The organism is Streptomyces soli, from assembly GCF_003999195.1.
GTDB classification, from domain to species: domain Bacteria; phylum Actinomycetota; class Actinomycetes; order Streptomycetales; family Streptomycetaceae; genus Actinacidiphila; species Actinacidiphila soli.
Genome location: NZ_RJVR01000012.1, coordinates 1 through 4,509, shown reverse-complemented (window position 1 = coordinate 4,509; position 4,509 = coordinate 1). Strand labels below are relative to the sequence as shown.

Sequence of the window (4,509 nt, the reverse complement as noted above, 5' to 3'; positions counted from 1 at the left end):
CAAGACAAACAAGCCCTCGATCAAGTAGACATGGACAAGGCCAGGACCTGGGGAATTACGTGACGCCGGGCCCGGGGAATTACGTGATCGTTCACAGGCAGCTCGCGAGCGGCCGGGTGCGCTCATCAGCGACCACCTCCGTACTTTCGATACGCTACGGTTGCGTATCGAAAGTAGCCGGAGCGATGAGGCGGTCAAATCGCAATCGCACTGCCCCTGCAAGCGCTCGGGCCGTCGCCCGCAGTGGAGTCAGAACTCGCATACAGATCTTGCTCCTGACTCCCCGGACCGGAGTCAGAACTCACCTATAACTGGAGTCAGCTCCCACCTACGAAGCCCGGCGGTCAATTGCCGGCGTCGCGTACCGCTTTGAGGAGGCGTTGGCTCTGGCGTTCGGTGATGCCCAGGTCGGCGGCGATCTGCGCCGAGGTCACCTGGCCGTTGGTGTCGGCCAGCATCTGGGCCACGCGGTCCTTGCGGGCCTGGGCGAGGGCGAGGCGCTTGTCGGTGGCGGGGGTGCGGGGCTTGGCTTCCTTGCTGCCCTTGGGGCGGCCGCCGCCGGCGCGTGCGCCGGGGCGGTTGGCGTCCCAGTCGCGGATGGTGCGCCGCTTCCAGTGCGCGACACCGAACACGAACGTGTCGGGCTTGGGGGCGTGGCCGTGGTTGATGTAGGCGCGCCAGGCTTCGGGCTTGATGACGTTTTGGAGCTGGTGGCGACCCTCCTCGCGGTCCAGCAGGTCCTCCGGGGACTCCTCGTCGGGCAGTTCCGGGATCTCCCGGCCGGCGAGGTGGGCGTCGACCTGCTCCTTGTCCCAGATGCGGGTCTGTGCGCCGGGCCGGCTGATCGGGGTGGGCAGCTGCTCGGCGTCGGAGCGCGACAGGGACTTGGTGCCCTTGCGCTTGGCGATGTCGGCGGTACCGAGGGGGGTGCGGCCGGCGGGGATCATCGGTTACTCCTTGGTCAGGCGCCGACGCTGGTGATGTCGGCGTAGCAGGGTTCAGGTTTGGGTGTCGTACCGCGGGGCCATCCGCGCTCGACATGAAGAACTGTACACCATGTACCTCGATGACGGGGTGATGCGGGTGGAAACCGGGGGCCAGGGCGTCCAGCCGCGCGGCCCCCAGTTGGGCATCCGCCCGGTGGGCTTCAGTTGAGGCTGGGTAGTACGCGCTGGGCCAGTCAGTACGCGGCGTTGACCGGGACGGCGTTGCCGAACTGCCGGGTGAGTTCAGCGGCGGTGTTGCCCTGGAAGACGTGGTCGTCGGGGAACCGTTGGGCGCGGGCCTTGGGTCTGGAGGCTGATCATCTGGACCTGGCAGTCGTTGACGGTGCGGCCCGGCTTGACCAGCATGTGGTGGTTGCCTTCGGCGGTGATCTCGCCGATCCGCTGCTTGTCGCGGTCCTTGCTCTTCTCGGCGGTGGCGATGAGCTGGTAGTCGGCGGGGAAGCCCATGGCGACCTTGCGTTCGTCGATGTCCAGGACCCGCGCGTACCGGTCGCGGATGTCAGGGGCGTCGCCGTGGACCAGCAGGTGGTGGTTGCCGCCGGCGGTGATGGTCGACAGCGGGTCGGTGAGCGCGCGGTGGGTGGAGCCGCCGCCGCGCAGTTCCGCGATGAACGGGGCCCCGCCGTAGACGCGGTGCCCGTCCTCGACCTTGCGGCGGGTGTTGGGCTGGAAGCGATCGGCGATCAGCCGTCCGGGGCGCGACCAGTCCACCGCGTCCGACCCGGGCCGGGTCGCCGCCGGGATCAGGGGCACGGTCGCGCATCCCCTGTTCGGGCACAGCCACACGTACTGCGTGCCGTGCTTGCCCCACGGGCGCTGCGGGCTGGAGGTGTCGGTGTGCTTCCACGCCTGGACGGCCTGGACGCGGCCGTGTCGCTGGCAGATCGCGTAGGGCCGGGTCCACTTGTCGAAGTTCGGCACGCGGCCCAGCGACTCGTGCCAGAACACCACGTACATGCGATCGCGGGAGCAGGCGGCAGCCGGGCCGAGGCTGGCGAAGTGGGCGCTGTTGAGGTACAGGATCCGGTGCTGGTAGCCCCAGGCCCGCATCTGGCCGAGCCACGCGTCGAACGCGGCGCCGCGGTTGTGCTTCGGGCCCCACCAGCGGGCCTCCGCGACGTTCTCCACGACGATCGCCGCGTACTGGTGGTGCTCGGCGAAGCGGGGAACGCAGTAGATCGTCGCCCGGGACCGGATCGCGGTCTCGTCCACGCCGGTGGTGGAGAACAGGCCGTCGACGAACTCGCCGTAGCCCCGGGGCTTTCCCTGGGCGACGGTCTGCCACGTGCACTCCGGCGACGACCACAGGGCGTGGGTTCGCGGCCAGTGGGCCGGCACCACCTGGGACAGGTCGGCGCACCTGACGTCTACGGTGGGGTGGTTGGCCCGGTAGGTCTCCCACGCGTGCAGGGCATGGTTCCCGGCCACGACGACCCTGGCGCCGCGAACCCGCTCTGCTCCCTCGGCGAAGCCACCCCCGCCCGCGAATTGATCCGACCAGGTGACGTCGTCGGCCCAGCTGAGTGCGAAGGAGGCCATCAGCCTGACGCCCCCTGAAGGGGTGTGGCCTGGGGGTTCATCAGTCGCATGGAGCACTCTCCTGATGGGTGGGTTGGGAGTGGGCGCCGGATTGCCGTCCGACGCCCACCTGTGACCATAATTATACTCTCTTTTTGAGTGAGGTCAAGCCCCTTCGACCATCGGATCGGGGGCTTGACCTGGGCGTCCGCTGCTACAGTCCGCAGCTTCCGCAGTCACCGAACCCCAACAGCCCCAGCTGCTGCGGCGCGTTCGGGTCGACTTCCAGGGTGCGGTGGGGCGGCTCGGCGCGCGGCCCGCACGGCGGTCGCCATGGCGTCGAACTCCGGTCCGTCGTCGGCCAGCACGATTCCCGGCGCCGGTCCGCCCTGGCGCTGCGCCAGCTGGAGCAGCTCGGCGATCGACAGGTCCTGGCGGAAGCGGTGCCCACGGACCTGCTCGACCTGGGCGTACAGATTGGTGAGCCGCGGCCGCCGGCGTACGGCCAGATTCAGGTCCGACCGATTCGCCATGATGCAGATCGAGCAACTGCACCTGGTGGAGCCGTTCCAGTCGCCGGCTCCGGGTACGGAGTCGTACGCCCAGTGGTGGGCGATGTCGGAGGCGTCGCAGAACTCCCGCACCGCCGACGTCGTCCAGTCCCGGATCGGCAGCCACTCGTCCACATGCCGGTCGCGGTTGGCGAGCACGCGACGGTAGGAACGACGCTTTGCCCTGTCGGTGCTCTCCTGCGTACGCAGGCCGATCACGTTCAGGATGCGCACCGGGCGGCCCAGGATCCGCCGCAGCCTGCGTACCAGCGGCGTCCACGCCGCGAAGATCCTTTTCGTCTTCCAGTCCCCGGTGCAGAACTGCGCGGTCCCCCGGACCGGCCACATGCCGCGTTCGGCGACGAACGTCAGCAGACTGTAGGGCACCAGCTTGCCGGCGGCGTCCTTCGCCGTGCGCTGCACCTCGATGTGCTGCTCAACCGGGATGCCGTACGCGGTGCTGTGCAGGGCGGCGAGTTCCCCCGTGCTGGGGTACCGGCAGCCGTCGAACTCCACCGAGGGCCACTCCAGGGGGCCAAGCGACGCGTGGAAGGATCAGACCCGGTCCAGCACGCCGGCGGCGCGGGCGGCCTCGACGGTCACCGCGAGGGTGACGTGGGAGTCCTTGCCGCCGGAATCGCTGATCGCGATGACGTCGTAGTCGGATAGGTCCGGGGCGGCGCTGCCCTGAGCACGGCTCGGACTACGGCCGCCACTCCCGCCTGAGCAGCCCGTAGATCCACGAGTCGGAGACCTCGCCGTTGACGACGCAGTCTTCTCGCAATGTCCCTTCCCGCAGGAAGCCGAGCTTCTCCAGCACGCGGGCAGATGCCACGTTGCGCGTATCGGTCTCAGCCTGGACGCGATTCAGGTCCAGCGTGTCGAACGCCCACCGCAGCAATGCGCGCGCGGCCTCGGTCGCGTAGCCGTGGCCCCACGCCGCATCGTCGAAGCAGTAGCCCAGCGAGGCGCTGCGGAAGTCCGGATTCCACGGGTCCAGGGTGCACCAGCCGATGAACGCCCCGTCGGAGACACGATCCACGGCCAGCCGCGCGCCGGTGCCCTCCTTCTCCATCTCTCGGCAACGGGCGATGAACTTCTCGGCACGCTCGCGTTCGGTCCACGGTGGACTGTCCCAGTAGCGCAGCACGTGGGCGTTGCTCTGCAGCGCGAAGATGTCGTTCGCGTCCGCGTCTTCGAAGGCACGCAGTCGAAGGCGAGCGGTCTGCAATGAGGGGGTGGGCAGCGACGTACTCAAATTTTGCCTCCCGTGATGGGTCTTCTCGGCTGGCCGGCGGAACGACATGTCCGGTCATCGGCCCGACTGAGCGCATCCTAAGTGGTCCGTTCCGGAAATCCTTCGGGGGTTGATCAAGCCGCCAGTGCGGCGGAGGATTCTTCCTGGTGATCGGCGGTGTGCCGGTCGAGTCTGG

The 4,509-nt window shown here is 68.7% G+C and carries 4 protein-coding genes and 1 pseudogene; all 5 read right to left on the bottom strand.

Going from position 1 to position 4,509, the window contains the following annotated elements:
- Positions 1 to 344: 344 nt before the first annotated feature.
- A complete protein-coding gene (locus EFK10_RS00720; RefSeq protein WP_127353851.1) occupies positions 345 to 947 on the bottom strand; it encodes a hypothetical protein in 603 nt (200 codons plus the stop codon).
- Between the two features lie 233 nt (positions 948 to 1,180).
- Positions 1,181 to 1,243, bottom strand: a pseudogene (locus EFK10_RS49265) (hypothetical protein); the annotation flags it as partial.
- Positions 1,230 to 2,546, bottom strand: a complete 1,317-nt coding sequence (locus tag EFK10_RS49260) for a DNA cytosine methyltransferase (protein WP_127353850.1) — start codon at positions 2,544 to 2,546, stop codon at positions 1,230 to 1,232. The gene EFK10_RS49260 and the pseudogene EFK10_RS49265, both read right to left, overlap by 14 nt.
- 215 nt (positions 2,547 to 2,761) lie before the next feature.
- Entirely contained in the window at positions 2,762 to 3,592 is an 831-nt protein-coding gene (locus EFK10_RS00705) for a phosphoadenosine phosphosulfate reductase (protein WP_127353849.1), read from the bottom strand.
- 187 nt (positions 3,593 to 3,779) lie between these two features.
- A complete protein-coding gene (locus tag EFK10_RS00700) occupies positions 3,780 to 4,382 on the bottom strand; it encodes a GNAT family N-acetyltransferase (RefSeq protein ID WP_127353848.1) in 603 nt (200 codons plus the stop codon).
- Positions 4,383 to 4,509: the final 127 nt, after the last annotated feature.

Bases quoted from the DNA above. Each gene is read 5' to 3' on its own strand.
- EFK10_RS00720 (WP_127353851.1), bottom strand. From the start codon at position 947: ATGATCCCCGCCGGCCGCACCCCCCTCGGTACCGCCGACATCGCCAAG.
- EFK10_RS49260 (WP_127353850.1), bottom strand. From the start codon at position 2,546: ATGGCCTCCTTCGCACTCAGCTGGGCCGACGACGTCACCTGGTCGGAT.
- EFK10_RS00700 (WP_127353848.1), bottom strand. From the start codon at position 4,382: ATGTCGTTCCGCCGGCCAGCCGAGAAGACCCATCACGGGAGGCAAAAT.